Here is a 23193-nt window from a genome sequence, read left to right as displayed (position 1 = left end):
GCGGGTCGCGCCGATCGGCTCAGGTGCTGGTGGTGCTGGAGCATCTCGCTCAGCTCTCGTCCTCCGCAGGCTCCAGGCGGAGCGAGATCGAGTTGATGCAGTACCGCTGGTCGGTCGGGGTGGGATAGCCCTCCCCCTCGAAGACATGTCCGAGGTGGGAACCGCAGCGTGCGCAGCGGACCTCGGTGCGGATCATGCCGTGCGAGGTGTCGGAGACCAGCTCGACCGCCTCGCTGTCCTTCGGGTCGTAGAAGGACGGCCAGCCGCAGTGCGACTCGAACTTCTCGGTGGACGTGAAGAGCTCGGCGCCGCACGCCCGGCAGGAGTAGACGCCCTTGGTCTTGGTGTCCGTGTACTCACCGCGGAAGGCCGGCTCGGTGCCGGCGAGCCGCAGCACCTGGTACTCGGACGGCGTCAGCTCGGCCTGCCATTCCTCGTCGGTCTTCTCGACCTCGTACGCCATGAGTGCGCTCCTCAGTTCGTGGCCAGCCGGTCCAGGATCTTCGGGCCCAGGTCGGTGACGTCGCCCGCGCCCATGGTCAGAACCAGGTCGCCGGGCTTCGCCATTCCCGCCACGACCTCCGGGACGGCTTCCTTCTCGTGCACGGGCGTGACGTCGGCGCCGGCCGTACGGGCCGCGGCGACGATCAGCTCGCTGGTGATGCCCGGGATCGGGTCCTCGCGGGCCGGGTAGATGTCGAGCACGACCGAGGCGTCCGCGAGGGCGAGCGCGTCGCCCATCTCCTTGCCCAGTTCCTGGGTGCGGGAGAAGAGGTGCGGCTGGAAGACGACGAGGAGGCGGGAGGCTCCGGCGGCGCCGCGCATGGCCTCCAGGTCGGCGGTCATCTCGGTGGGGTGGTGCGCGTACGAGTCGATGACCTGCACGCCCGCGGCCTCGCCCTTGAGCTGGAGGCGGCGGCCGACGCCGGTGTAGGCGGTGAGCGCCTGGGCGAGGGCGGCCGGGTCGACGCCGGCGCGGGAGCCGGCGGCGAGGGCGGCGGCGGCGTTGTGGGCGTAGTGGCGGCCGGGCACGGAGACGGTGAAGATGTGCTCGGCGCCGTCGAGGGCGACCGTGACCTCGCTCTTCATCCCGTTCGGGACGATCTTCAGGATGCGGGCGTCGGCGCCCTCGTCCTCGCCGACGGTGAGGACGGTCAGGCCCTCGCGGCCGGCGACCCGGCGGGCCAGCTCTCGGGCGCCCGCGTGCTCGCCGACGACCAGGGTGCCGCCGGGGCGGATCTTGGCGGCGAAGGCCTCGAAGGACTCGTAGATCTCGTCCATGGAGGCGTAGTTGGCGTGGTGGTCCAGCTCCACGTTGAGGACGATCGCCACGCTCGGGTCGTACTTCTGGAAGCTGCGGTCGCTTTCGTCGGCCTCGGCGACGAAGACCTCCCCCTCGCCGTGCCGGGCGTTGGTGCCGGGGCCCGCGAGGTCGCCGCCGATGGCGTACGACGGGTCGAGGCCGAGCTCGGTGAGCGCGACGGCCAGCATGGAGGTGGTGGTCGTCTTGCCGTGCGTACCGGCGACGGCGATCGCACGCAGGCCGTCCATGAGGGAGGCGAGCGCGTCGGAGCGGTGCACGACCGGGATGCCGAGCTCGGCGGCGCGCGCCAGCTCCGGGTTGTCGGCGCGGATGGCGCTGGAGACGACGACGGCGGAGGCGTCGTCGGCCAGGTGCTCGGCCGCGTGGCCGATGTGCACGGTGACGCCCAGGGCACGCAGGGCCTCGGCGGTCGCGGACTCCTTGGCGTCGCTGCCGGCGACCTTGGCGCCGCGCTGGGCGAGGATCTTCGCGATGCCCGACATGCCGGCACCGCCGATGCCGATGAAGTGCGGCCGTTCCATGGCGGCAGGGATGGCGGGTGCCATGCGGTTCTCTCCCCGAGTGCGTGTCGCTGTCGTACGTGTCGTTGCCTGAGAGTGCTTGAAAAGCCAAGCCTAGTGGTTCGGGGTGGGCGGGCCGGGCGGCGAGCCCGGCCCTCCCACCCCGTGAGGAATCAGTCGCTGTGCGTCAGTCGCTGTGTGCGAACAGCTTCAGGACCGGCACCCCCACCTTGTGGCGGGCCCGGGACGCCCAGTCGCGGTGGAAGAACTCCTCCACGTAGTGCGGGGCGGTCAGCACGATCACCTCGTCGGCCTCGGACTCGTCGACCACCGATTTCATCTTGTTCAGGGGGTGGTCCTCGACCACCTGTCCGACGGCCTCGCAACCCGCGGCCCGCAACGCCTGGAGCGAGGCCTCCAGGGCCTGCTCGGCGAGCGGCCGGGCCTCCTTGCCCTCGGGCTCGTCGCCCTCGCGGGTCGCCTCTTTCAGTTCGCCCATCGCCACGTCGTCGATGGCGCGCAGCAGTAGATCGGCCTGGTCACCACGCGGCTGCATCAGAACGATGAACGAGACGACCTCGTCACCGTGGAGCGTGGTGACGAAGTCCACGTCGGTGGACGTGAGGGGCTTCTCGATCATCAGAACGCTTGTGAACACCTCAGGAGCCCTTCTGCGGAAACCATCCTTCCCCGTGGCCCCACGGGGATTGCGAGAGTGATTCTGCCCAGCGGACGCTAAGCGGAACGACAAATTCCGCCGATTGTCAGATCCGACGGTAGCGGGTGAAGAGGAAGCCGTCCTGCTCCAGCACCGACGCCACGGCGAAGCGTTTCGGAACCGCGACGGACGGGCCCCCGGCGATCCGCTGCGCGGCGCCCGCCGTCATGGTCGGGGAGAGGGTCAGACACAGCTCGTCGAGCACCCCGGCGGCCACGAACTGCCCGAGCAGGCGCGGCCCGCCCTCGGTCAGCTGGCGCCGCAGTCCGCGCTCCGCGAGGGCCGTCACCGCGCGCTCCGGATCGATGCCGCGGTCGTCGCCGGCGATCACCACCTCGGCGCCCGCGCGCTCGGCCTCGGCACGGCGTTCGGCGGAGGAGCCGGCGCCGGTGAGGACGAGGGTGGGGACGAGCGGCTCGGTGAAAAGCGGAAGCGAGAAATCCAGGTCGAGCGAGGCGGTCACGACCGCGATCACCGGCGCCGGGCCCTGGCCCGCCGCCGCCCGCCGCGCCGCGAACGCGTCCCGCGCCCGGGCCGGGCGGTAGCCCTCGCTCCGTACCGTCTCCGCGCCGACGACCACGACGTCCGCCAGACCCCGCAGGGTGCCGAAGATCCGCATGTCGGCCTCGGAGGACAACGGCTGCGAGCGGCCGTCGTGCTGGCCGGCGCCGTCGAGCGAGGAGACCATGTTGGCCCGCAGCCAGCGCCCGGTCGCCGCCTCGGGCGGGTACGCGTAGGCGTCGGCGAGCTCGTCGAGCGACCAGTCGTGGACCGAGGGGCCGGCATGGTCGGTACGGGCGGTGCGGTCGGCGCTGGGAGCGGCAACGGTGTCGGGGGCTGTCGCTGTCATGTCCGTCACAGGAAGCAAGCGTCGCATCCCGGCAGTCTGACACGGCGCTTACAGTGGATAACTGTGTCGACCCGTGCCATGACAGAAGCCGCTTCCCTCGATTCCACCGAGGCGGCCCCGCTCTCGCTCTGCTCCCGGGAGCCCCGCGTGCCCGCCGACCGCCTTGTGGCGGAGATGGTGCCGCCGCCGCGGTTCGACTCGGTGCGCTTCGACACGTACATCCCGGACCCGAACCAGCCCAGCCAGATCGAGGCGGTCAAGGTCCTGAGCGGCTTCGCCGAGGGCCTGGGCGGCGCGCACGCCACCGGCGCCGGCAAGCGCCGCTGGTTCTCCCGCGCCCCCAAGGCCACGGCCCCGGCCGGACCGCGCGGTGTCTACCTGGACGGCGGCTACGGCGTCGGCAAGACCCACCTGCTCGCCTCCCTCTGGCACGCCACCCCGGCGGAGCCCGCGCTCAAGGCCTTCGGCACCTTCGTGGAGCTGACAAACCTTGTGGGCGCGCTGGGCTTCCAGCAGACCGTGCAGACGCTGAGCGGGCACCGACTGCTGTGCATCGACGAGTTCGAGCTGGACGACCCGGGCGACACCGTCCTGGTCTCCTCCCTGCTCAGCCGGCTCGTGGAGCACGGCGTGGCGCTCGCCGCGACCTCCAACACCCTGCCCGGCAAGCTCGGCGAGGGCCGCTTCGCCGCCGCCGACTTCCTGCGCGAGATCCAGGGCCTGTCGGCGCACTTCCGCCCGCTGCGGATCGACGGCGAGGACTACCGCCACCGCGGCCTGCCGGAGGCCCCCGCGCCGTACGACGACGAGACCGTGACCCGGACCGCGTACGCCACCCCCGGCGCCTCGCTCGACGACTTCCCGCACCTGCTCGAACACCTGGCCAGGGTTCACCCGAGCCGGTACGGGGCGCTGACGGACGAGCTGACCGCGGTCTGCCTCACCGACGTGCAGGCGGTCCCCGACCAGTCGACCGCGCTGCGGCTCGTCGTCCTCGCCGACCGGCTCTACGACCGCGAGATACCCGTGCTCGCCTCCGGACTCCCCTTCGACAAGCTGTTCAGCGACGAGATGCTGAACGGCGGGTACAAGAAGAAGTACTTCCGGGCGATCTCCCGGCTCACCGCCCTCGCGCGGGACGCGAAGGGGCTCGTGGCGCAGTAGCTTGGGGGCCATACCCGATCGAAAGGGACACACCATGGCCGCTACGCGTACCGCCCACAACGTCTGGGAGGGCGACCTGCTCAGCGGGAAGGGCGTCGTGACGCTCGACTCGTCCGGTCTCGGCACGTACGACGTCTCCTGGCCGGCTCGCACCGACGAGGCGGCCAACGGGAGGACCAGCCCCGAGGAGCTGATCGCCGCCGCGCACTCCTCCTGCTACAACATGGCGTTCTCCAACGTCCTCGCCAAGAACGGCACCCCGCCCACCCGTCTGGAGACCAGGGCCGACGTCACCTTCGTGCCGGGCAAGGGCATCACGGGCATCCACCTCACCGTGCGCGGCGAGGTGCCGAGCCTGGACGCGGACCGGTTCCAGGAGCTGGCGGAGGACGCGAAGAAGAACTGCCCGGTGAGCCAGGCGCTGACGGGCACGACGATCACGCTGACGGCCGAACTGGCGTAAGCGTTCCTCGTTCTCACGAGGCGACGTGCGGCCCGCGTGGTTCACGTGTCACCACTGTGCGTGGTACACACATGCGGGTCGCACGTCATTTCCTGTACCGCCAGACAGGAGTTGCCTCATGTCCGCAACACGACGTCAGATCCTCACCGGAACCGGCGCGTCCGTCGCCGGGATCGTCTTCTCCGGCGCGCTGTCGGAACTCTTCGCCGGCACGGCCGTCGCCGCGCCGCCCCTCCGCTCCAGCGGCTACGGCCCGCTGGTCCCCGACCCGGCCGGGCTGCTCGATCTGCCGGCCGGCTTCTCGTACCGGGTCCTCTCCCGGGAGGGCGATCGGCTCCGCTCCGGCGAGGGGCCGGTGCCGAGCAACCACGACGGGATGGGCGCCTTCGCGGGGCGCCGCGGCCGGGTGCATCTGGTCCGCAACCACGAGAACCGGGTCACCGGGAGGATCGGCGTGCCGGTCGTCGACGGCCTGACCTACGACCCGGCCGCCAAGGGCGGCTGCACGGCCCTCACCCTCGACGGGCGGAAGGACACCGTGCTCGACGAGCGGGTCGCCATCGCCGGCACCGCCGTCAACTGCGCGGGCGGGCCCACCCCTTGGCGTACCTGGCTGACCTGCGAGGAGACCGAGGACCGGGCCGGCACCAACGGCTACACCAAGGACCACGGCTTCATCTTCGAGGTCGACGGCGCCGATCCGCGCCGTACGGGCGCGGTGCCGCTGACCGCGATGGGCCGCTTCCAGCACGAGGCCGTCGCCGTCGACCCGCACAGCGGCATCGTCTACGAGACGGAGGACGCCTTCGAGCGCCCCTTCGGGCTCTTCTACCGCTTCCTGCCCAAGAAGCCGCTGGGCGGTACGGGTTCGCTGCGCGCGGGCGGCGCCCTTGAGGCGATGCGGGTGCCGGGGGTGCCCGATCTGTCGGTGGTGCAGGAGCCGGGCACGCGGTTCGAGCGCGTCGAGTGGGTGCCCGTACCGGATCCGCTGGCGGCCGGGACGCCGATCCGGCTGCAGGACTTCGGCCCGAGAGGGATCACGCACGCGCAGAAGCTGGAGGGCTGCTACTGGGGCGGGGGCGAACGCTCCGGAGGCGCCGTCTACTTCGTGTCGTCGTTCGCGCGGACCAAGGACGGCTCGGCGGGCGCCCACTTCGGGCAGGTGTGGAAGTACGAGCCGGGGCGGCGCCGGCTCACCCTCGTCGTCGTCTTCGGCCCGGACACGGATGTGCAGCTGCCGGGCGAGTCGCCCGACAACATCTGTCTGTCGCCGACCGGCGGTCTGATGGTGTGCGAGGACGGCAACGGCGCGCAGCACGTGTTCGGCGTGAGCCGGCGCGGCGAGGTGTACGCGGTGGCGCGCGGCGCGCAGGCCGTGACATCAGCCGCTACCGCGGCGGGCGGCACTCCGGATGCCCCGGAGTGGGGCGAGTTCGCGGGGGTGACGTTCTCGCCGGACGGCTCGACCATGTACGTGAACTGCTACACGCCGGGGACGACGTTCGCGGTGCGCGGTCCTTGGTGCTGATCAGGCGGGGTCGTACCGGACGCCGGTGAGGCGTTCGGACAGCTCCCACAGGCGGCGGCCGTTCTCCGGATCGGTCGCCGCCGGCGCGTAGGCGACCGGCTTGGGCGCGCCGCGCAGTTCGCCGGGGCCGTCGGGCCCGTAGAAAGCGCCGCTCTCCATGTCCGGGGCGGTCGCCACGTACAGCTGCGGCAGCGCGCCGCGCTCCGGCGCCTGGGCGAGCAGCGGGCCGAGGACCCGGCCGTACAGCCAGCGGACGAGGGCGACCGGGGTGTCGTTCTGGAGGTTGGTGGCGGTGTAGCCGGGGTGGGCGAGGACGCTGCGGACGGGGCTGCCGGCGGCGGTGAGCCGCCGGTGCAGTTCATGGCCGAAAACAGTGTTCGCCAGCTTGGACTGGTTGTAGTGGCCCATGGGCGAGTATCGGCGTTCGCCGTCGATGTCGGCGAAGTCGAGGGTGCCCTTGCGGTGCTGGAGGCTGCTGACGGTGACGACCCGGGGGTCGCGGCCGGTGGCGGCGAGGCGGTCGAGCAGCAGCCCGGTGAGCGCGAAGTGGCCGAGGTGGTTGGCGGCGAACTGGAGTTCGTGGCCCTGGGCGCTGAGGGTGCGGGGCGGGGCCATGACGCCCGCGTTGTTGACGAGGACGTCGAGGCGGGGGCGCTCGGCGCGCAGCTTGGCGGCGAACTCGCGTACGGAGTCGAGGTCGGCGAGGTCGATCCGGCGGACGTCGAGCCGCTCCCGGGCGCCGGGGAGCCGGCGGGCGATCTGTTCGGCGGCGGTGTGCCCCTTCGCCTCGTCGCGGACGGCGAGGACGACGTCGGCGCCGTGGCGGGCGAGGGCGCGGGTGGTGGCGAGGCCGAGGCCGCTGTTGGCCCCGGTGACGACGAAGGTCCGGCCGGTGAGGTCGGGGATGCGGGCGGCGGTCCACTTCGAGGGTTCGGTCTTGGACTGTTCGGTCATGCGGCACACGTTGCCGCTGGTGTCACTCGGTGTCAAGCTTTTCGCGGAGTGACAGGGGTGTCGCTAGGATGCGTTCCATGACCTCCGACTCCCCTCTCTCGCTGGCCGAGCGCAAGCGCCTCCTCGTCGCGACCGAGCTCTCCGAGGCGGCGCTCCAGCTCCTCGCCCTGCGCGGCTTCGACGCGGTCACCGTGGACGAGATCGCGGCCGAGGCGGGGGTGTCGAAGCGGACCTTCTTCCGCTACTTCGCGTCCAAGGAGGACGTGGTCGTCCAGTTCCTGTCCGGGATGGGCGGCGACATCCACGCGGCCCTCGCCGCCCGCCCGGCGGACGAGCCCGCGTCCGCGGCGCTGCGCCACGCCCTCGCCGTACCCCTCCTCGCCTGCACCGACCAGCACCCCGACCACGCGGCCCGCGCCCTGCGGGTGGTCCAGCTGATCCTGCGCACCCCCGCGCTGCTCGCCCGCTTCCTGGAGCGCCAGGCCGAGTGGCGCGAGGCGCTCGCGGCGGAGCTGGCCCGCCGCCGGGGCCTCGACCCGGCCGCCGACCTCTACCCACGGCTCGCGGCCGGCACCGCGCTCGTCGCCTTCCACACGGCGCTGCAGCGCTGGGGCGACAGCGACGCGGCGGACGACCCGCTCGACCTGCTCGACCGGGCCTTCGCGGTGGTGCGACCGGCGCTCGACGCGCAGGATCGGTGACAGGACCGAGAAGGGCGGGCGGGCGTATGCCGAAGAAGAAGCGGGATCAGCGGGACGAGCAGGACCAGCGGGACCGGTCCGTGCGGGAGCTGCTGCGGCTCCCCGTCGGCGAGCGGATCGACCTCTCCGCGTACGACGCGGGCGGGACGCCGGGCGGCCCGGACGGCAAGAAGGCCGGCGCCGCCGCCACCGCCGCGCTCGGCCCGCGCCTCGCCGAACTCCAGGAACGCCTGTACGCGGCGAGCACCGCGGGCGACGGGCGCCGGCTGCTCCTCGTCCTCCAGGGCATGGACACCAGCGGCAAGGGCGGCACCGTCAAGCACGTCATCGGCCACTTCAACCCCTCCGGCTGCCGCATCCGCGCCTTCAAGGCCCCGACGGAGGAGGAGCGCGCCCACCCCTTCCTCTGGCGCATCACCCGCGCCCTCCCCGTCGCCGGCGAGATCGGCATCTTCGACCGCTCCCACTACGAGGACGTCCTCATCGCCCGGGTCCGCGAGCTGGCCGCGCGTGAGGTGATCGAGGACCGCTACGGCGAGATCGACCGCTTCGAGAAGTCCCTCGCCGACGAGGGCGTCACCGTCATCAAGGTCTTCCTCCACATCTCCTACGAGGAGCAGCGCGCCCGCCTCCTGGAGCGCCTGGACAACCCCGACAAGCACTGGAAGTTCAACCCGGGCGACATCGAGGAGCGCGCGCTGTGGCCCGCGTACCAGGAGGCGTACGGCATCGCGCTGGAACGCTGCGCCACCGACCGCACCCCCTGGTACCTGGTCCCGGCGGACCACAAGTGGTACCGGAACTGGGCGATCAGCTCGCTGCTGCTCGAGCATTTGGAGGAGCTGGACCCGAGGTATCCGGAGGCGGATTTTGATGTGGCGGGGTGCCGGGCGAGGCTAGTCGCCTCGTGAGCGGCGCCATTTCCTGATGCGGCGCGCAAGGTCGCGCGGGACCTGCTCTTCGAGCGGGTCGAGCCCGCCGTGTGCCTCGACGGCGGCGAGGAAGCGGTCGAGGAGGGCGGTGTCGTCGGCGGCGGCAAGGACCTGGGCGGCGGTGCCGGTGCCGCGTCCGGGTTCGAGACCGGCCATGACGTCGAGCAGGGTTCCGACCCGGGCCTCGGGCAGCTCCATGAGCGCCTGGACGGTCCGTTCGAGCGTGTACCGCGAGTGCCGCCGCACCAGGTAATCGGCCATGACGAGTACCGCGACATCGGTGCGTCCCGCCTCGGCGAGGCCGGCCATGGCGGGGAAGGAGAATACTCTGGCCGACCTCGAAGGCCCTCCCAGGGCACGCAACGTCCGCGGGAGCCGGTCGGGTGACGGCTCGTGCGCCAGTGCGCTCACCACGAGACCGGTCACCCGATCGGTCTCCCGGAGGCGTCGCACCGCCGTGGCCAGCACCCAGTCCGCGTAGGTACTCGAACCCGCCTCGCACCTCTTCAGCCCGTCGTAAAGGACAGCCGCATTACGTTCGGTCATCCTTGACGCGAGAGCGAAGGCCCAGGCCTCCGCGACGGCCGGCCGAACCCGCTCGCCGGCGAGTTGCGGGGCGAAGCACAGCAGATCGTCCAGGGGCCTCAGCCGCCCGACATCGGACACGAAGTGCTGCGTCACGTCGGCACGGCCGCTGCTCCGCAGCCACTCCAGCAACGCCCCCACCTCCTCCAGCGGCCGCGCCCACGCCGCCTCCGTCAGCTCCCGCCCCGCCTCCGCGAACTCCTCCGCCTCCCACAGCGCCTCCAGCTGCTCCTGGAACACCGCCAGCGGAAGCCGCCCCGCCGCGCCGCCCTCCGGGTTCCGCCGCGACAGCTCGCCCTCCAGGCGCAGGACCTCCTCCCGCAGCTCCTCGCCACGGCGCTCCGCGTCCCGGCGCAGGTCCTCCGCGTCCGCGAGGTCCTGGCGGAGGGCGGCGATCTCGGCGCCCCAGTCGAGGCGGAGGCGGTCGAGCTCGTCGGTGGCCGCGCGGGCCTCCGCCTCCTTCTTCTCCAGGAGCGCGTGCAGGGCCTCGACGTTCCGGTCGGCGCGTTCGGCGTCGCGCCGCGAGCGGGCCAGCTCGCCGCGGAGCTTCTCCAGGCGGAACTCGTCCGGGTCGGTGACGCTCAGCGCCTTCAGACGCTGAGCCTTGACGACTTCCTTGGCCTCCAGTTTCACCGGGGCGCCAAGGTGGGCCTCCACCTCGGAGAAGAGCCTGTCGATGAACTCCTGCGAGGCAAGCCGCCGGCCACTGAGGAAGCGGGAGACCACCGACTTGTCGAGGTGGACACGGTGGGCATACTGACTCTGGGAGATGCCGAGCTTGTTGAACAGCTCCCTCAACACGTTGCCGAGCTCCGCAACTTCGGGCACGACCCCGCGTTCGATCTCGGACGTGTTGACCCGCGCACGGGCGACTTCGGTCATGGTGCGATCCCCCGGTGGTATTGACTCCGAACCGGCAACGGTTGCGGCTTCCGCATCATCCCTCAGACGGCCGAGCCTCTCCCCATGCGAACTCTCCGCTGGGCCCAGCGCGCCCTCATCGTCCTCGTGTCCACCCTCCCCCTGCTCCTCGTGACGCTCGCCTTCCTCCCTGCCCTGCTCGTCCTCCCCTTCCGCCGCGACCGCGCGGCGCACGCGCAGGCCATGGTGCGTCAGCTCACCGCGTGGACTCGGGCGCTGCTGCTGTCGAGCCGCGAACGATAGGGGCATCTGATCGGATATTTTCCGGGTGTGACCATTCCTGTACGAAGACTGTCGGCACTCGCCCTGTTGGGTGCCGTACTCGTCGGCTGCGGCGGGGGCGCGGCCGACACTCCGGCGCCCGCGAAACCCTCCACGCCAGCCACCCAGTCGGCCAACCCGGCCGCCGCGCCCGCCCCGCCCGTCCGCAAGGCACCCGCCCGCAAGGCCCCGCCGACGCTCGCGCCGGCGGCGGGCGGGCTCGCGGCCGTGTACACGCACCGCGCCAAGAGCCCGGAGAAGGTCGTCGCGCTCACCTTCGACGCCGACATGACGGCCGACCAGGGCCCGCGCGCGGCGCGCGGGGAGCACTTCGACAACCCGCAGCTCATCGCCACGCTCCGCCGCCTGAAGGTGGACGCGACCGTCTTCATGACGGGCCGCTGGGCCGAGGAGTACCCGGAGCAGGCGAAGTCCATCGGCAACGATCCGCGGTTCGAGATCGCCAACCACTCCTACAGCCACTACGCCTTCGCGGAGCCCTGCTACGGCCTGCCGACCGTCGCCCGCCCCGACATGGCCGCCGACGTCCAGCGCGCCTTCGACGCCTTCCGCGACGCCGGGGCCACCAACGTCGTCCCGTACTTCCGCTTCCCCGGCGGCTGCTACGACGACACCGCCCGCCGCGCCCTCGCCCCGACCGGCGTCACGGCGGTCCAGTGGGACGTGGTCAGCGGCGACGCCTTCGCCAAGGACCCGGACGCCGTCGCCGACCAGGTCCTCGACGGCGTCAAGCCGGGCTCCCTGGTCGTCATGCACTGCACCCGCAGCGCCGCCCCGGTCACCGAGCAGGCCATCCGCCGCATCGTCCCGGAGCTGCGGGCGAAGGGCTACCGCTTCGTGAAGGTGTCGGAGCTGATGAGCCGGTAGCGACCGGCTACCCCGAGCAGGCCGTGCGCTGGGCCTCCTGCCACTCGCACACCGGGCAGAGCACGATGCCCTTGGTCGACTCGGGGTACTCGGTCGGTTCCTGGCACAGGACGCAGGCCGCGAAGGGGCCGTCGGCGGCCGTGGGCGTGGCCGGCGGGGTGGGTCCGTCCGCCGGGGCGCAGTACGAGGTGTCCTCGGTCATGTCTTCGAGCGTACTCACTCGCGCCAGGCCGTGGCCTTGCATGCCAGGGTCACGGCCGCCGCCGTGAGGGCCACGGCACCCGCCAGGGCCGGCCAGGGGTACGGGACCGCGCCCGGGGTCGAGGCGGCGACCAGGGACGAGACCGCCGAGGCGGCCGGGGAGCCCGTCGTCACCAGGCCGAGGAGCGAGGCGAGGAGCAGGGTCGTCAGGGACCAGCCGCGGGCCCGGATCAGGGGGCGGGTGGTCAGGGCGCCGATCGCGGTGCCCGTCAGGACGCACACGGTCGCGCCCACGATGCCCGCCACGGCTGCCGGAAGCGGGGCGACCACACGGTGGTCGCTCATCCCGGTGACCGCGAGGACGGCGGTGACGCCGACGAGGAACGTGGCGCCGGCGGCGGTCAGGACCGCCGCCAGATGGGCGCGGGCCCGGCCGGAGGCCGCCGCGATGACGGTGCGGGCGGCGGGCGGCTCCTGGTTGAGGCAGATGCGGACCGCCCAGGCCGCGACCGGGACCAGGCCGGCCACCGCGTAACCGAGGGCGCCGAGCACCGGCTCGCCCGCCTGGATGCCGACGCCCACGAAGGCCGCGTACAGGAGGAAGGGCGCGAGCCAGCGCTGGGAGCGCAGGAGCAGCGCGGCCTGGTAGCGGAGCAGCGCGCTCATGGCCGTACCCCTTCGATGTGCCAGCCGGTGTCGAGCAGCGTCCGCAGCACCTTGTCGGAGTGTTCGGCTGCGACGGTGAGGGTCAGCCGTCCGTCCCGGGTGTCCTCCACCGTGCCGTCGGCCGGGAGCTCGGTGCCTCCGGACGCGGTGATACGGAGCCGGGGAGGCGGCACCGGCGCGGGTTCCGCGCGCCGGACCCGGCCCTGCGTCACCTCGTACGCCGCGTCCGGCTCGCCCGCGAGGCGGCGCGGGTCGTGGTCGACGAAGACGACCCGGGCGCCGGCGGCGACGCGTTCGCGCACCGCGCGGTCGAGTTCGGTGCGGGCGGCGGCGTCGAGGCCGGTCCAGGCCTCGTCGAGGACGAGGAGGCCCGGCTCGGCGAGCAGGGCCTGCGCGACGGCCACCTTCTGGCTGGTGCCCTTGGAGAGTTCGGCGAGCGGGGTGTCGCGGTAGCCTGCCGCGCCGAAGCGTTCCAGCCACTCCCCCGCCCGGGCCCGGGCGGTCCGCCGGTCCAGGCCCTGGATGCGGCCGAGGTGGACGAGGTAGCCGGCCGCGGTGAGCGGGAGGGCGGCGGGGAAACGCTCGGGGACGTACGCGGTACGGGCCGGGCGGCCGGTGATCCGGCCCTCGCCGGGCGCGTCGATGCCCGCGACGAGCCGCAGCAGGGTCGACTTGCCGCTGCCGTTGCCGCCGCCGATCCGGACCAGGGTGCCCGCGGGCAGCGCGAACCCGACCCCGCGCAGCACCCAGGGTCCGCGCGGCCCGTACCGCCGCCCGACGCCTTCGAACCTCACGCCGCCATAATCCCTGGTGTCAGTTGGACACCTTCGGCGGGGTGGCCTCGCTCGGGCGGACGACGACGAAGCCCTGGCCGTCCAGGCGCAGTTGCACCGCCTCGCCCGAGCCGCCGCGGATCATCGAGCCGAAGGACTGCGAGCGGTGCAGCGAGGTCTGCAGATCGGCGCTCCAGCCGACGACGGCGTCGGTGTCGACGAAGACGGGCGCCTGCGGGGTGACCGGGATGACGATCGGGTTGCCCTCGCACATCAGGGCGAGCTTGCCGTAGCCGGTGAAGACGCTGTTGAACAGGCCGCCGCCGGTCATGCCGGCGCCCTTCACCGTCTTGATCTCGTAGTGCAGCGTGGCGTCGAAGCACAGCACGTTGCGGCCGTTGACGGTGAGCGCGTCGCCCTGCTCGATCTCGACGATGAAGCAGTTCTGCGCCTCGTGCGCGAACCACGCCTCGCCCTGGCCGCGTACGGCCATCAGCGCCAGGCCCTCGCCGGTCACGGCGCGCTTGAGCAGCCCGCCGAGGCCCTGGCTCTTGTGCTCGAACTGCAGGTTCCCCCGGAAGGCGACCATCGAGCCCTGCCGGGCGTGCATCTCCCCGTTGACGGTGTACTTGACCGACTTGGCGTTCTGGAGGGTCATCCCCGGTATCTGCGCCGCCTCGGCGAGGTGTTCCTTGCTGAAAAGGTCGCTCTTCATGGCAGGCATCCTGTCCCGGAACGTCCCGTTCCCACAAGGAACCCTCCCTCGGGGCAGGCTTCCGCCGCGCGGTGGCAGACTTGCCGGGTGAGCAGCAACGACCTCCCTGACAACGATCCCCGTGACGAGAAGCCGCAGTTCGTCCTCCCCCTCGTGGTGCGCATCGAGCGCGCCGCGCCCCCGGCCCGTACCGACGCCCTGGAGACCTCGGCCCGCGCGGTCCTGGAGATCCTGGCGGACGAGCGCTCGCAGGGCGAGGGCGAGTGGGCGCGGGCCATCGAGGACTGGCAGGACGCCCGGATCCGCAAGGTGGTGCGCCGGGCGCGCGGTGCGGAGTGGCGCCGCGCGGAGGCCCTGCCGGGTCTGACGGTGACGAGTGCTCAGGGCACGGAGGTACGGGTCTTCCCGCCGGTCCCGCTGGACGGCTGGCCCAAGGACCTGGCCCGGCTCCAGGTCTCGGGCACCGACCTGGAGGACCCGGCGGCGCCGGGCCCGGCCCCGGCGGAGTGGCCCGTGCTGTGGCTCAACCCCGAGCTCGACATGTCGGCCGGCAAGACGATGGCCCAGACCGGCCACGGCGCGCAGCTCCTCTGGTGGCGTCTGTCCGACGCCGACCGCAAGGCCTGGCGCGCCGCCGGCTTCCCCCTCTCCGTCCGCACCGCCGACCCGGCCCGCTGGCCGCACCTCACGTCGGGCGAGCTCCCGGTGGTCCAGGACGCGGGCTTCACCGAGATCGCGCCGGGCTCGTGCACGGTGGTGTCCGAGTACCCGGCGCTCGGGATCCGGGCGGCCGACGGCGCCTGATCGGCGGAAGGACGGTCAGTCGCCGAGCCGGCTCGCGGCATGGGCCTCGATGGCGTCCCGCTGGTACGCGGCCAGGCCGGGCGCGACGGCCTCGTAGGCCGCGCGCCAGGCGGGGTTGTCGACGCAGGAGCGGCCGATCGCGCGGTACTCCTCGGCGGTCACCGGGCGCAGCGCGATCAGGGCCCGGTACTGGGCGTCGATCTCGGCCCGCACGGGCTCGGCGTCGGCGGGGTGGCCCGCGGCCATGAGTTCGGCGAGGCGGATCATCTGGGCCGTGCGCTCGCGCTGCCCGGCCTCGATGTCCTCGGGGGTCATCGCGGCGACCCGGCGGGCGACCGCTTCGGCGTGCTCGGGGAAGTCGCGCAGGGACTCCTCGTACTGCGCGGGCCGGACGCCGTCGAACAGGTTCTCGGGGCGGTTGACGGTCATGGGCGCGTCGTCCTTCCTGGACTGCTCCAGTTCGGCGATCGTGCAGGAGACGGTGGCGGCCAGGGTGTCGAGCCGGTCCCGTTCGGCGAGCAGCCGCCGGTGGTGCCCGCGCAGGGCCGCCACCTCGTCGACCTGCTCGGCCAGGACCCGGCCGATGTCATCGAGGCCGAGGCCGAGCCCGCGCAGGACGAGGATCTGCTGCAGGAGCAGCAGCTGGCGCTCGCCGTAGTAGCGGTGGCCGTTGGAGCCGATCCGCGCGGGCGGCAGCAGGCCGATCTCGTCGTAGTGCCGCAGGGTCCGGGCGGTCACGCCCGACATCCGGGCGACCTCCGCGATCGGCCAGTCCATCCCCGCCTCCTCCTCACGATCGCTTCACCGGGCCGGTCTCTCCGGCCCTGGTCACGACCGTAGAAGCTGCCGCAGCGGCAGCTTCAAGTCCCACCACCATGGGCATCCCGTGCCGCGAACCTCAAATCAAGCTCTGAAGGTGCGGCGGTGCGGATTCGAACGACGGCTTCGGGGCCATCACCCCAGGGACCGAAGGAGGGGGACATGGGGGACATGAAGAAGCTCGGGGTCGGGATCGGGTGGCGGCCGGAGATCGCGGAGGCGGTCGAGGCGCTGGCCGGGGTCGACTGGGTGGAGGTCGTCGCCGAGAACATCTGCGCCGGCCACCTGCCCGACTCCCTGGTACGGCTGAAGGGGCGCGGGGTCACCGTCGTGCCGCACGGGGTGTCGCTCGGGCTCGGCGGGGCGGACCGGCCCGACGCCGGGCGGCTCGACGCGCTCGCACGGAAGGCGGAGGCGCTGGGGGCGCCGCTGGTGACGGAGCACATCGCGTTCGTACGGGCCGGGGGCCCGCTGACCGCGACGCCGCTCCTGGAGGCCGGGCACCTGCTGCCGGTGCCGCGCACCTGGGACGCCCTCGACGTGCTCTGCGAGAACGTGCGGATCGCGCAGGACGCCCTGCCGGTGCCGCTGGCCCTGGAGAACATCGCCGCCCTGGTCGCCTGGCCGGGCGAGGAGCTGACGGAGGGGCAGTTCCTGGCCGAGCTGGTGGAGCGCACGGGGGTGCGGCTGCTCATCGACGTGGCCAACCTGCACACCAACCACGTCAACCGGGGCGAGGACCCGGCCGAGGCGCTGTCCGCGCTGCCGGTCGAGTCCCTCGCGTACGTGCACGTGGCGGGCGGCCTGGAGCGGGACGGGGTCTGGCACGACACCCACGCGCACCCGGTGTCCCCGGCGGTGCTCGACGTGCTCGCCGACCTGTCGGCGCGGGTCGCCCCGCCGGGCGTGCTCCTGGAGCGGGACGACCGGTTCCCGGCGCCGGAGGAGCTGGCCGCCGAGCTGGCCGCGATCCGTACGACGGTGGAGACCGCCCGGTCCCGGCCGCTGCTGATCGGCGCGGGCGCCCGGGCCTCGGGCGGCGCGATGCCGGTCGCGCCCGTGCCTGTACGCACGCCGGCACCCGTGCCCCCACCCCGTACGGTCGACGCGGCGGCGGCCCGGCAGCGGGTCGGCCTCGCCGAGGCCGCGCTGCTTTCCGCGCTGGTCGCCGGGACGCCCGCGCCGGAGGGCTTCGACGTGAAGCGGCTCGGCGTGCAGAGCCGGGCGCTCGCGGCCAAGCGGGCGGACGTGGTGGCGAAGGTGGCGCCGGAGCTGCCGGAGATCCTCGGCGCGGAGTACCGGCCGGCCTTCCTCGCGTATGCCCGGAAGCGCTCCATGACCGACGGCTACCGGCACGACGCCCTCGACTTCGTCGAGACGCTGCTCGTCGCCGGCCGCCCCGAGGACGACGCGGCCCGCGCCCGCCTCACCGCCTGGTGGCGGGAACGGGCGGGCATCCGGCCGCCCGGCCCGGCGGCCCGCCTCGGCCACCGGATCCGTACCGCACTGAGCAAGACCGCACTGGGCAAGACCGCACTGGGAAGGGGTGAGAAGGAGTGAACACCATCGCCTTCCTCTACTACCTGTTCTTCACTCCGTTCGCCGCCGTCCTCGTCGCCAAGCTGCGCCGGATCCGGCGCACCCCGCCCGGCGGCGTCGCGGTGCACGACCGTTACGAGACGGCGTTCCTCAACGGCGGCCCGGCCCGGGTCGCCGACACGGCGATCACCGCCCTGCATGCGGACGGGCGGCTCATGGTGGGCGGCCCCGGCATCGTGCAGGTGCTGCGGCCGACCGCGTACGACCCGGTCGAGCGGGCGGTCCTCCAGGAGCTGTCGAGTGCGCTGACGGCGGCCCTTGGCCCGCTGCGGTTCGCCGTGATGCGGCACCCGGCGGTGCAGGAGATCGGCGACGGGCTCGCCGCGCGCGGGCTGATCCTGCAGCCGCGGGCGTGCCGCTCGGCGGGCGTGTGGGGGGCCTTCGTGGGCATGTTCTGCGGCATGGCGACGCTGTTCGCCCTGATGTTCTCGCTGCCCGACCTCGTCGGCTTCGGGCCGCGGCAGGTGCCCTTCGTCCTGAAGGTGCTTCCGGTGCTCGCGGTCACGCTGACCGCGGCCGTGATGTGCGCGGTCGCGGGGAAGCGGCGGGTCACTCCGGCGGGGCGGGCGGCGGTCGACGCCTTCGCCCGGTCGCAGGCCGTCGCGGACCCGGCCCTGCTCGTGACCCTGCAGGGCCTGCCCGGGCTGCCCGACCCCGTACTGCGCGACCAGCTCGCCACGACGGCCCGCAGCTACCGCCCGGCGCCGCCGCCGCGCCGCTCCGCCGCGCACCACCACCACCCGTCCACCTCCTCGTCCTCGTCCGACGCCGCCCTGCTGCCCGTGATGTGGTGCGCGGCGGCGGCCGGCGGCGAGGGCGGCGGCTGCGGGGGCGGCGGGAGTTCGTGCTCCAGCGGCAGTTCGTGCTCCGGGGGCGGCGGCGTCAGCGGCTGCTCCTCGTCCAGCGGCAGTTCGTGCTCGTCCTCGTCGGGCAGTTCCTGCTCCTCCAGCAGCGGTTCGAGCTGCGGTTCCAGCTCGTAGTGCGCTCCTGGGGCGCCGGACAGGCCCTAGGACCGTTTTCCGGTGGCGGGCCCGGCCCCGCTGCCGTACAACCGGATCATGGTCTGGGTCCCGCTGTTCCTCGTCGCCCTCGTGGTCACCGGCATCGCCTGCGCGCGGGCCTGCCGGGACGCCGTCACGGCCGACCTGCTGGGGCGGGGCGCGGCGCCCGAACTGACCGTCCTGGAGGCGGCGTACCTCGCGGGCGGGCCGCTGCGGGTCGCCGACCTGACCCTGGTGAGCCTGCACCGGGCGCGGCTCGTGCTGCTCGCGCACACCGGCTGGGCGACGGTCGTGGACGCGGCCGGCGGGCGGGACGAGCTGGAGCGGACGGTGCTCGGGGCGATCGGCCCGGACGGGCAGTCGCCGATCCCGGCGGTCCGGCCGCTGGTGGCCGAGGCGGCCTGTGTACGGGCGCTCGCGGACGGCCTGGTGGCGCGCGGGCTCGCGCTGCCGGAGCCCGCGCGGCGGGCCACGGTGGCGGGCGGCCGGGGACTGCGGGCCGCGTTCCTGCTGACCCTGGGGCTCGGCGCGGCGGCGGCACTGCTGGTGCCGGAGGGCGAACGCGGCCCGGTGCTCGCCTGGTTCGCGCTGCCGCTGCTCGCGGCGGGCCTGTGCCTGCTGGTCGCCCGCGCCGACGCGCCCGGCTGCTGGGCCTCCCCCGCCGGGCGCCGGCTGCTCGCGGAGCTCTCGCCCCGCGACCCGATGACGGCCCTGGCCCGCCGGGGCACGGCGGTGCTCGAACCGGAGCTGCGGGCCGCCTTCCGGACCGCCTTTCGGGTACATGACACCCGACACCGGCCGTAGATCCTTTACTTGGGCGGTGCGCTGGGGTCCGCTGAAGCCCCGCCCCGCACCTAGAAGGGGATGCGCATGAAGTCCGTCGCGCTCGTGCTGTCCGCTCTCCTCGCGCCCACCGCCGTCGCCGTGCCCCGCGCCGACGCCCCGCCCTCCGAGAGCCGGGGCGTCACCGCCGCCGCCCGGGCCGCGGCGGCCGCGGGGATCGCCTTCGGGCCCTGTGCCAAGGCAGAGAAGCTGCCGGCGCCGGTGGAGTGCGGCACCGTGCGGGTGCCGCTGGACTACGCGGACCCGGACGGCACCCGGATCCCGCTCACCGTCAGCCGGGTGAAGGCCTCGGGGCCGGCGGCCGAGCGGCAGGGCGCCCTGGTCTACAACCCGGGCGGGCCGGGGGCCTCGTCGACGTACTTCCCGCTGGCCGCCGGGCTCCCGGCCTGGCAGCGGATCTCCGCCGCGTACGACCTGGTGGGCTATGCCCCGCGCGGGGTGGGCCGGTCGGCGCCGGTGTCGTGCCAGGACCCGGCGGACCGTACGAAGGGGCCGACGCTCGCGCCCACCGTGCCGTCGGAGGTGTTCAAGCAGGAGCGGATCGCGCGCGCCAAGACGTACGCCGACGGCTGTGCCCGGCGTACGGGCGCGGCCCTGCGGCACTACCACTCGCTGAACAACGCCCGCGATCTGGAGGTGCTGCGGGCGGCGCTGGGCGAGCGGCGGCTGACGTACATGGGCGCGTCCTACGGCACGTACTTCGGGGCCCTGTACGCGTCGCTGTTCCCGCACCGGGTGCGGCGGATGGTGTTCGACGCGCCGGTGAACCCGGCGCCGGAGCAGGTCTGGTACGTGAACAACCTCGACCAGTCGCTGGCGTTCGAGCGGCGCTGGACGGACTTCCGTACGTGGGCGGCGAAGCACGACGAGGTGTACGGGCTCGGCGCGACGGCCGGCGAGGTGGCGCGGAGCTACGAGAAGGTGCGGGCCGAGCTGGCGGCGGCGCCGGCGGGCGGGAAGGTCGGGCCCGGGCAGCTGCATTCGGCGATGCTGCAGGCGCTGTACGACGACCGGTTCTGGGCCGCGCGGGCGGGCGCCCTCGGCGCGTATCTGAAGGGCGATCCGAAGCCGCTGGTCGCGCAGGCGGGTCCGGCCGATCCGCCGCCCGGGCGTGCGGAGGGCGCCGAGGTGGCCGATCCGGGGAACGCGGGGGCCGTCTACACGGCGGTGGAGTGCAACGACGCGCCGTGGCCCGAGGACTTCGCGCTCTGGGACCGGGACAACACGCGGCTCGCGCGCCAGGCGCCGTTCGAGACCTGGGACAACGTGTGGGCGAACCTGCCCTGCGCGTACTGGACGACGCCGCGGCAGAAGCCGCTGGACGTACGGACGGGGCCCGGGGTGCTGCCGCCGGTGCTGATCCTGGCGGCGGAGCGGGACGCGGCGGCGCCGTACGAAGGGGCCCTGGAGTTGCAGCGCAGGCTGGGCGGCGCGGCGCTGGTGACCGAGCGGGACGCCGGGTCGCACGGCATCGGGGGCGGCGCGAACGCCTGCGTGAACGCCTATCTGGAGCGGTATCTGCTCACCGGCGCCGTGCCGGACGCGGCGAGGGTCCCGTCGGAAGGGACGCCGGTGCGGCGCGCGTCATGCGCGCCGCACCCGGAGCCGGACCCGGTGTCGCTGGAGCGGGCGGCGAAGCTTCGCCGGCCGTCTGATCTTCCGGGTCAAGGGGTCACCGCCCGGCTGGGCGCCGGGCGGTGACCGGGTCAACGGTGCGGGGAGGCCGTCAGGCCAGGCCCGCCACCAGGTCGGCGACGCTCTTGCGGCGGCCGGTGTAGAACGGGATCTCCTCGCGGACGTGCATCCGCGCCTCGGAGCCGCGCAGGTGACGCATGAGGTCGACGATGCGGTGCAGCTCGTCGGCCTCGAAGGCGAGGATCCACTCGTAGTCGCCGAGCGAGAAGGAGGCGACCGTGTTGGCGCGCACGTCCGGGTAGCCGCGGGCCATCTTGCCGTGGTCGGCGAGCATCCGGCGGCGGTCCTCGTCGGGCAGCAGGTACCAGTCGTACGAGCGCACGAACGGGTAGACCGAGACGTAGTCGCGGGGGGTCTCGTCGGCCAGGAAGGCCGGGATGTGCGACTTGTTGAACTCGGCGGGGCGGTGCAGCGCCATGTTCGACCAGACCGGCTCAAGGGCGCGGCCCAGCTTCGTACGGCGGAAGAGGCTGTACGCCTCCTGGAGCTCGTCGCTCGTCTCGGCGTGCCACCAGATCATCACGTCGGCGTCGGCGCGCAGACCGGACAGGTCGTACGTGCCGCGGATGGTGATGTCCTTGGCGGCGAGCTGGTCGAACAGCTCCTGGACCTCGTCGGCGTAGCCGCTCCGGTCCTCGGGCAGAACGTCGCGCAGCTTGAACACAGACCACAGGGTGTAGCGGATGACCTCGTTGAGGTCCTTCGCCTTCTTACCGGCGTTCGGGATCTTTTCGGGCGCACTCATACGCCTATTCTCGCCCGTCACGATGCGTGCCCCGCACCAGGGTGGGTGGTTTTCGACGTGGCGATGATCTCGTCGGCCGCGCGCTCGGCGGAGGCGACGCAGGCGGGGATGCCGACGCCCTCGTAGACGGCGCCCGCGAGGGCGAGTCCGGGCAGGCCGGCGACGGCGGCGCGGATCCGCTCGACGCGGGCGAGGTGGCCGACCGGGTACTGGGGCAGCCCTCCGAGCCAGCGGGTCACGGTGGAGGCGACGGGCCGGGCGGTGAGTCCGGTGGCGGCGGCCAGGTCCTTGAGGGAGACGTCGACGAGGTCGGCGTCCTCGCGGTGCACCTGCGCCTCCTCGCCGTGCCGGCCGACGGAGGTGCGCAGGACGAAGAGGTCGGGGGCGCCGTCGGTCACCCAGCGCCACTTCGCGCTGGAGAAGGTGGAGGCCTTGATGGTGTGGCCGTCGACGGGCGGGACGAGGAAGCCGGAGCCCGGGAGGGCCGAGATCTCGCTGCGCTGGAAGGCGAGGGTCACCAGGGCCATGGAGGCGTACTCGACGGCGGCCAGTTCGGTGGCCGCTGCCGGGGCGTGGGCGCCGAGGAGCGCGGCGGCGGGCCCGGCGGGGGTGGCGAGGACGACGGCGTCGGCGGTGTACGTACGGTCCGGGGTCACGACCTGCCAGCCGCCGGTCGCGCCGGTGCGGCGCAGTTCCGTGACCGGGGTAAGGGTCAGGATCGTGCCGCCGGCGGCGCGGATCGCGTCGGCGACGGCGAGCGGGAGGGTGCCGACGCCGCCTTCGAGGCCGGCGAAGGGGGCGCCGCCGGGGCCCGGCGTGGGGCCCGCGGTGGAACCGGCCCCGCCCAGGCCCGTACCGGCGCCGGCCGCGTCGCTCGGGGTGGCCGCGCCGGCCCGCTGCACGGCGCGGACGGCCTCGCCGAGGGTGGCGTGCGCGCGGGCGGCGTGGAAGAGCGCGGGGACGGCGGCCTTCATGGAGATGCGGTACGCGTCGCCCGCGTACACGCCGCCGAGGAGGGGTTCGACGAGCCGGTCGACGACCTCGTGGCCCATGCGCTCGGCGACGTACGCGCCGATGGCGATGTCCTCGCCGATCTCGGTCGGCGGGAGTTCGCGGTCGCGGCCGATCCGCTCGACCGCCTCGGCGGAGAGCAGCCCCTCGACGGCCCGGCCGTCGGCGGGGACGCCCATGACATGGCCCTTCGGCATGGGCACGAGCTCGCCGCGGGACCAGACGGAGGCGGTGGTGGTGGCGGGGGCCTGGATGCGGCCGGCCAGGCCGACCCGTTCGGCGAGCGCGACGGCCTCGGGGCGGCGGGCGAGCAGCGACTCGGCACCGAGGTCCACGGGGGCGCCGGCGATCTGCCCGGCGAGCAGTTTTCCGCCGATCCGGTCGCCGCCCTCCAGGAGGGTCACCCGGGCGCCCGCGGTGACGAGTCGGTGCGCCGCGGCGAGACCGGAGATGCCGCCGCCCACGACGACGACCTCGGGACCGCCCGCGACCTGCTGCGCGTTCGCGTTCATCGGGCTCATGCTCCTCGCTC

General features: G+C 73.6%; 25 protein-coding genes. 12 read left to right on the top strand and 13 right to left on the bottom strand.

Translation table 11 applies throughout. From position 1 onward, the window contains the following. Positions 1 to 49 precede the first annotated feature (49 nt). The 4 genes from msrB to JAO84_RS29075 all read right to left on the bottom strand — a co-directional run bounded on the left by msrB (position 50) and on the right by JAO84_RS29075 (position 3419). A complete protein-coding gene (gene msrB, locus JAO84_RS29090; protein WP_370415480.1) occupies positions 50 to 463 on the bottom strand; it encodes a peptide-methionine (R)-S-oxide reductase MsrB in 414 nt (137 codons plus the stop codon). Between the two features lie 11 nt (positions 464 to 474). Next, entirely contained in the window at positions 475 to 1869 is a 1395-nt protein-coding gene (gene murC / locus JAO84_RS29085; RefSeq protein ID WP_370415479.1) for a UDP-N-acetylmuramate--L-alanine ligase, read from the bottom strand. Positions 1870 to 2011: 142 nt separating this feature from the next. Next, complete coding sequence (locus tag JAO84_RS29080) at positions 2012 to 2482, bottom strand: indole-3-glycerol phosphate synthase (RefSeq protein WP_265868410.1); 471 nt, start codon at positions 2480 to 2482, stop codon at positions 2012 to 2014. A gap of 106 nt (positions 2483 to 2588) precedes the next feature. Further along, positions 2589 to 3419 (bottom strand): pyrimidine reductase family protein, encoded by an 831-nt coding sequence (locus JAO84_RS29075; RefSeq protein WP_370415478.1) that lies wholly within the window; start codon positions 3417 to 3419, stop codon positions 2589 to 2591. Between the two features lie 51 nt (positions 3420 to 3470). On the opposite strand from JAO84_RS29075, the gene zapE reads away from it, so the two are divergent. The 3 genes from zapE to JAO84_RS29060 all read left to right on the top strand — a co-directional run bounded on the left by zapE (position 3471) and on the right by JAO84_RS29060 (position 6547). After that, positions 3471 to 4556, top strand: coding sequence for a cell division protein ZapE (gene zapE, locus JAO84_RS29070; RefSeq protein ID WP_370415477.1), 1086 nt, complete (start codon positions 3471 to 3473; stop codon positions 4554 to 4556). 34 nt (positions 4557 to 4590) lie between these two features. Continuing rightward, positions 4591 to 5019 carry an OsmC family protein gene (locus JAO84_RS29065; RefSeq protein ID WP_370415476.1) on the top strand — a complete coding sequence of 143 codons (429 nt, stop codon included), beginning with the start codon at positions 4591 to 4593 and terminating at the stop codon, positions 5017 to 5019. Between the two features lie 118 nt (positions 5020 to 5137). Then, on the top strand, positions 5138 to 6547 hold the full coding sequence (locus JAO84_RS29060; RefSeq protein WP_370415475.1) for an alkaline phosphatase PhoX: 1410 nt from the start codon (positions 5138 to 5140) through the stop codon (positions 6545 to 6547). Here JAO84_RS29060 and JAO84_RS29055 read toward each other — a convergent pair whose 3' ends face one another. Further along, the gene (locus tag JAO84_RS29055; RefSeq protein WP_370415474.1) at positions 6548 to 7501 is read right to left on the bottom strand and encodes an oxidoreductase; all 954 of its coding nucleotides are present in this window, start codon (positions 7499 to 7501) and stop codon (positions 6548 to 6550) included. A 68-nt stretch (positions 7502 to 7569) separates the two neighbouring features. Here JAO84_RS29055 and JAO84_RS29050 point away from each other — a divergent pair, with 68 nt between their 5' ends. Both JAO84_RS29050 and JAO84_RS29045 read left to right on the top strand, forming a co-directional pair. After that, a complete protein-coding gene (locus JAO84_RS29050; protein WP_370415473.1) occupies positions 7570 to 8202 on the top strand; it encodes a TetR family transcriptional regulator in 633 nt (210 codons plus the stop codon). 26 nt (positions 8203 to 8228) lie between these two features. Next, positions 8229 to 9113: a PPK2 family polyphosphate kinase gene (locus JAO84_RS29045; protein ID WP_370415472.1), complete on the top strand. Its 885-nt coding sequence runs from the start codon at positions 8229 to 8231 to the stop codon at positions 9111 to 9113. Here the strand turns inward: JAO84_RS29045 and JAO84_RS29040 are convergent. Beyond that, a complete protein-coding gene (locus tag JAO84_RS29040; protein WP_370415471.1) occupies positions 9099 to 10601 on the bottom strand; it encodes a helix-turn-helix domain-containing protein in 1503 nt (500 codons plus the stop codon). The genes JAO84_RS29045 and JAO84_RS29040 overlap by 15 nt on opposite strands. Positions 10602 to 10685: 84 nt before the next feature. Between JAO84_RS29040 and JAO84_RS29035 the strand changes: the two genes are divergently transcribed. After that, a complete protein-coding gene (locus JAO84_RS29035; RefSeq protein ID WP_265868421.1) occupies positions 10686 to 10883 on the top strand; it encodes a hypothetical protein in 198 nt (65 codons plus the stop codon). Between the two features lie 27 nt (positions 10884 to 10910). Further along, complete coding sequence (locus tag JAO84_RS29030) at positions 10911 to 11789, top strand: polysaccharide deacetylase family protein (protein ID WP_370415470.1); 879 nt, start codon at positions 10911 to 10913, stop codon at positions 11787 to 11789. 7 nt (positions 11790 to 11796) lie between these two features. On the opposite strand, the gene JAO84_RS29025 is transcribed toward JAO84_RS29030, so the two are convergent. The 4 genes from JAO84_RS29025 to JAO84_RS29010 are packed head-to-tail and all read right to left on the bottom strand — an operon-like array spanning position 11797 to position 14144. Further along, entirely contained in the window at positions 11797 to 11991 is a 195-nt protein-coding gene (locus tag JAO84_RS29025; protein WP_370415469.1) for a hypothetical protein, read from the bottom strand. A 14-nt stretch (positions 11992 to 12005) separates the two neighbouring features. Further along, on the bottom strand, positions 12006 to 12656 hold the full coding sequence (locus tag JAO84_RS29020; protein ID WP_370415468.1) for an ABC transporter: 651 nt from the start codon (positions 12654 to 12656) through the stop codon (positions 12006 to 12008). After that, a complete protein-coding gene (locus tag JAO84_RS29015) occupies positions 12653 to 13450 on the bottom strand; it encodes an ATP-binding cassette domain-containing protein (RefSeq protein ID WP_370415467.1) in 798 nt (265 codons plus the stop codon). The genes JAO84_RS29020 and JAO84_RS29015 overlap by 4 nt, the downstream gene beginning before the upstream one ends. A gap of 19 nt (positions 13451 to 13469) precedes the next feature. After that, positions 13470 to 14144, bottom strand: coding sequence for an AIM24 family protein (locus JAO84_RS29010; RefSeq protein ID WP_370415466.1), 675 nt, complete (start codon positions 14142 to 14144; stop codon positions 13470 to 13472). Positions 14145 to 14231: 87 nt separating this feature from the next. Here JAO84_RS29010 and JAO84_RS29005 point away from each other — a divergent pair, with 87 nt between their 5' ends. After that, a complete protein-coding gene (locus tag JAO84_RS29005; protein WP_370415465.1) occupies positions 14232 to 14948 on the top strand; it encodes a peptidyl-tRNA hydrolase in 717 nt (238 codons plus the stop codon). Positions 14949 to 14963: 15 nt separating this feature from the next. Here JAO84_RS29005 and JAO84_RS29000 read toward each other — a convergent pair whose 3' ends face one another. Further along, entirely contained in the window at positions 14964 to 15725 is a 762-nt protein-coding gene (locus JAO84_RS29000) for a MerR family transcriptional regulator (RefSeq protein WP_370415464.1), read from the bottom strand. Positions 15726 to 15938: 213 nt separating this feature from the next. Here JAO84_RS29000 and JAO84_RS28995 point away from each other — a divergent pair, with 213 nt between their 5' ends. Genes JAO84_RS28995 through JAO84_RS28980 form a run of 4 tightly spaced genes read left to right on the top strand, consistent with a single transcriptional unit; the run spans position 15939 to position 20911 of the window. Further along, the gene (locus JAO84_RS28995; protein ID WP_370416888.1) at positions 15939 to 17327 is read left to right on the top strand and encodes a DUF692 family multinuclear iron-containing protein; all 1389 of its coding nucleotides are present in this window, start codon (positions 15939 to 15941) and stop codon (positions 17325 to 17327) included. Further along, the gene (locus JAO84_RS28990; protein ID WP_370415463.1) at positions 17324 to 18346 is read left to right on the top strand and encodes a TIGR04222 domain-containing membrane protein; all 1023 of its coding nucleotides are present in this window, start codon (positions 17324 to 17326) and stop codon (positions 18344 to 18346) included. The genes JAO84_RS28995 and JAO84_RS28990 overlap by 4 nt, the downstream gene beginning before the upstream one ends. 42 nt (positions 18347 to 18388) lie before the next feature. Beyond that, the gene (locus tag JAO84_RS28985; protein ID WP_370415462.1) at positions 18389 to 19171 is read left to right on the top strand and encodes a TIGR04222 domain-containing membrane protein; all 783 of its coding nucleotides are present in this window, start codon (positions 18389 to 18391) and stop codon (positions 19169 to 19171) included. Positions 19172 to 19231: 60 nt separating this feature from the next. Further along, on the top strand, positions 19232 to 20911 hold the full coding sequence (locus tag JAO84_RS28980) for an alpha/beta hydrolase (RefSeq protein WP_370415461.1): 1680 nt from the start codon (positions 19232 to 19234) through the stop codon (positions 20909 to 20911). Positions 20912 to 20936: 25 nt separating this feature from the next. Here the strand turns inward: JAO84_RS28980 and hemQ are convergent, their stop codons facing one another. Then, positions 20937 to 21650 (bottom strand): hydrogen peroxide-dependent heme synthase, encoded by a 714-nt coding sequence (gene hemQ, locus JAO84_RS28975; RefSeq protein WP_370415460.1) that lies wholly within the window; start codon positions 21648 to 21650, stop codon positions 20937 to 20939. 17 nt (positions 21651 to 21667) lie between these two features. After that, the gene (hemG, locus tag JAO84_RS28970) at positions 21668 to 23173 is read right to left on the bottom strand and encodes a protoporphyrinogen oxidase (protein WP_370416887.1); all 1506 of its coding nucleotides are present in this window, start codon (positions 23171 to 23173) and stop codon (positions 21668 to 21670) included. Between the last annotated feature and the right edge of the window lie 20 nt (positions 23174 to 23193).

It is taken from the genome of Streptomyces fradiae (assembly GCF_041270065.1).
In the GTDB taxonomy this organism is placed as follows: Bacteria; Actinomycetota; Actinomycetes; order Streptomycetales; family Streptomycetaceae; genus Streptomyces.
Note: the sequence above shows the minus strand (reverse complement) of the source record. Positions and strands in the feature narration are given on the sequence as shown.

Coding starts and splice junctions, on each gene's coding strand:
- JAO84_RS29020 (WP_370415468.1), bottom strand. CDS start 12,656: ATGAGCGCGCTGCTCCGCTACCAGGCCGCGCTGCTCCTGCGCTCCCAG.
- JAO84_RS29060 (WP_370415475.1), top strand. CDS start 5,138: ATGTCCGCAACACGACGTCAGATCCTCACCGGAACCGGCGCGTCCGTC.
- JAO84_RS29050 (WP_370415473.1), top strand. CDS start 7,570: ATGCGTTCCATGACCTCCGACTCCCCTCTCTCGCTGGCCGAGCGCAAG.
- msrB (WP_370415480.1), bottom strand. CDS start 463: ATGGCGTACGAGGTCGAGAAGACCGACGAGGAATGGCAGGCCGAGCTG.
- JAO84_RS29040 (WP_370415471.1), bottom strand. CDS start 10,601: ATGACCGAAGTCGCCCGTGCGCGGGTCAACACGTCCGAGATCGAACGC.
- JAO84_RS29035 (WP_265868421.1), top strand. CDS start 10,686: ATGCGAACTCTCCGCTGGGCCCAGCGCGCCCTCATCGTCCTCGTGTCC.
- murC (WP_370415479.1), bottom strand. CDS start 1,869: ATGGCACCCGCCATCCCTGCCGCCATGGAACGGCCGCACTTCATCGGC.
- hemQ (WP_370415460.1), bottom strand. CDS start 21,650: ATGAGTGCGCCCGAAAAGATCCCGAACGCCGGTAAGAAGGCGAAGGAC.
- JAO84_RS29025 (WP_370415469.1), bottom strand. CDS start 11,991: ATGACCGAGGACACCTCGTACTGCGCCCCGGCGGACGGACCCACCCCG.
- JAO84_RS29000 (WP_370415464.1), bottom strand. CDS start 15,725: ATGGACTGGCCGATCGCGGAGGTCGCCCGGATGTCGGGCGTGACCGCC.
- zapE (WP_370415477.1), top strand. CDS start 3,471: ATGACAGAAGCCGCTTCCCTCGATTCCACCGAGGCGGCCCCGCTCTCG.
- JAO84_RS29075 (WP_370415478.1), bottom strand. CDS start 3,419: ATGCGACGCTTGCTTCCTGTGACGGACATGACAGCGACAGCCCCCGAC.
- hemG (WP_370416887.1), bottom strand. CDS start 23,173: ATGAACGCGAACGCGCAGCAGGTCGCGGGCGGTCCCGAGGTCGTCGTC.
- JAO84_RS29065 (WP_370415476.1), top strand. CDS start 4,591: ATGGCCGCTACGCGTACCGCCCACAACGTCTGGGAGGGCGACCTGCTC.
- JAO84_RS29055 (WP_370415474.1), bottom strand. CDS start 7,501: ATGACCGAACAGTCCAAGACCGAACCCTCGAAGTGGACCGCCGCCCGC.
- JAO84_RS28995 (WP_370416888.1), top strand. CDS start 15,939: ATGAAGAAGCTCGGGGTCGGGATCGGGTGGCGGCCGGAGATCGCGGAG.
- JAO84_RS29045 (WP_370415472.1), top strand. CDS start 8,229: ATGCCGAAGAAGAAGCGGGATCAGCGGGACGAGCAGGACCAGCGGGAC.
- JAO84_RS28980 (WP_370415461.1), top strand. CDS start 19,232: ATGCGCATGAAGTCCGTCGCGCTCGTGCTGTCCGCTCTCCTCGCGCCC.
- JAO84_RS29010 (WP_370415466.1), bottom strand. CDS start 14,144: ATGAAGAGCGACCTTTTCAGCAAGGAACACCTCGCCGAGGCGGCGCAG.